Origin of the sequence: Vibrio sonorensis (assembly GCF_001854765.1) — a bacterium.
Taxonomy (GTDB): Bacteria; Pseudomonadota; Gammaproteobacteria; order Enterobacterales; family Vibrionaceae; genus Vibrio; species Vibrio sonorensis.
This window is the reverse complement of sequence record NZ_LJJE01000038.1, coordinates 1-1,558: the sequence shown is the minus strand read 5'-3', so window position 1 is coordinate 1,558 and position 1,558 is coordinate 1. Positions and strand designations below refer to the sequence as shown.

Annotated in this window: 1 rRNA gene; it reads right to left on the bottom strand. The window is 53.4% G+C overall.

Annotated elements, in window-relative coordinates:
- Nucleotides 1-6 precede the first annotated feature (6 nt).
- Nucleotides 7-1,556, bottom strand: a 16S ribosomal RNA gene (locus BLO31_RS08365).
- Nucleotides 1,557-1,558 lie beyond the last annotated feature (2 nt).

Below are 1,558 nucleotides of genomic sequence, written 5' to 3'. Positions count from 1 at the left end.
ATCGTATAAGGAGGTGATCCAGCGCCAGGTTCCCCTAGCGCTACCTTGTTACGACTTCACCCCAGTCATGAACCACAAAGTGGTAAGCGTTCTCCCGAAGGTTAAACTACCTACTTCTTTTGCAGCCCACTCCCATGGTGTGACGGGCGGTGTGTACAAGGCCCGGGAACGTATTCACCGTGGCATTCTGATCCACGATTACTAGCGATTCCGACTTCATGGAGTCGAGTTGCAGACTCCAATCCGGACTACGACGCACTTTTTGGGATTCGCTCACTTTCGCAAGTTGGCCGCCCTCTGTATGCGCCATTGTAGCACGTGTGTAGCCCTACTCGTAAGGGCCATGATGACTTGACGTCGTCCCCACCTTCCTCCGGTTTATCACCGGCAGTCTCCCTGGAGTTCCCACCCGAAGTGCTGGCAAACAAGGATAAGGGTTGCGCTCGTTGCGGGACTTAACCCAACATTTCACAACACGAGCTGACGACAGCCATGCAGCACCTGTCTCATAGTTCCCGAAGGCACCAAAGCATCTCTGCTAAGTTCTATGGATGTCAAGAGTAGGTAAGGTTCTTCGCGTTGCATCGAATTAAACCACATGCTCCACCGCTTGTGCGGGCCCCCGTCAATTCATTTGAGTTTTAATCTTGCGACCGTACTCCCCAGGCGGTCTACTTAACGCGTTAGCTCCGAAAGCCACGGCTCAAGGCCACAACCTCCAAGTAGACATCGTTTACGGCGTGGACTACCAGGGTATCTAATCCTGTTTGCTCCCCACGCTTTCGCATCTGAGTGTCAGTATCTGTCCAGGGGGCCGCCTTCGCCACCGGTATTCCTTCAGATCTCTACGCATTTCACCGCTACACCTGAAATTCTACCCCCCTCTACAGTACTCTAGTTCGCCAGTTTCAAATGCTATTCCGAGGTTGAGCCCCGGGCTTTCACATCTGACTTAACAAACCACCTGCATGCGCTTTACGCCCAGTAATTCCGATTAACGCTCGCACCCTCCGTATTACCGCGGCTGCTGGCACGGAGTTAGCCGGTGCTTCTTCTGTCGCTAACGTCAAATAATGCAGCTATTAACTACACCACCTTCCTCACGACTGAAAGTGCTTTACAACCCGAGGCCTTCTTCACACACGCGGCATGGCTGCATCAGGCTTGCGCCCATTGTGCAATATTCCCCACTGCTGCCTCCCGTAGGAGTCTGGACCGTGTCTCAGTTCCAGTGTGCTGATCATCCTCTCAGACCAGCTAGGGATCGTCGCCTTGGTGAGCCTTTACCTCACCAACTAGCTAATCCCACCTGGGCATATCCTGACGCGAGAGGCCCGAAGGTCCCCCTCTTTGAGCCGAAGCTATTATGCGGTATTAGCCATCGTTTCCAATGGTTATCCCCCACATCAGGGCAATTTCCCAGGCATTACTCACCCGTCCGCCGCTCGACGCCGTTAACGTCACCCGAAGGGTCTGTTAACTCGTTTCCGCTCGACTTGCATGTGTTAGGCCTGCCGCCAGCGTTCAATCTGAGCCATGATCAAACTCTTCAATTTAA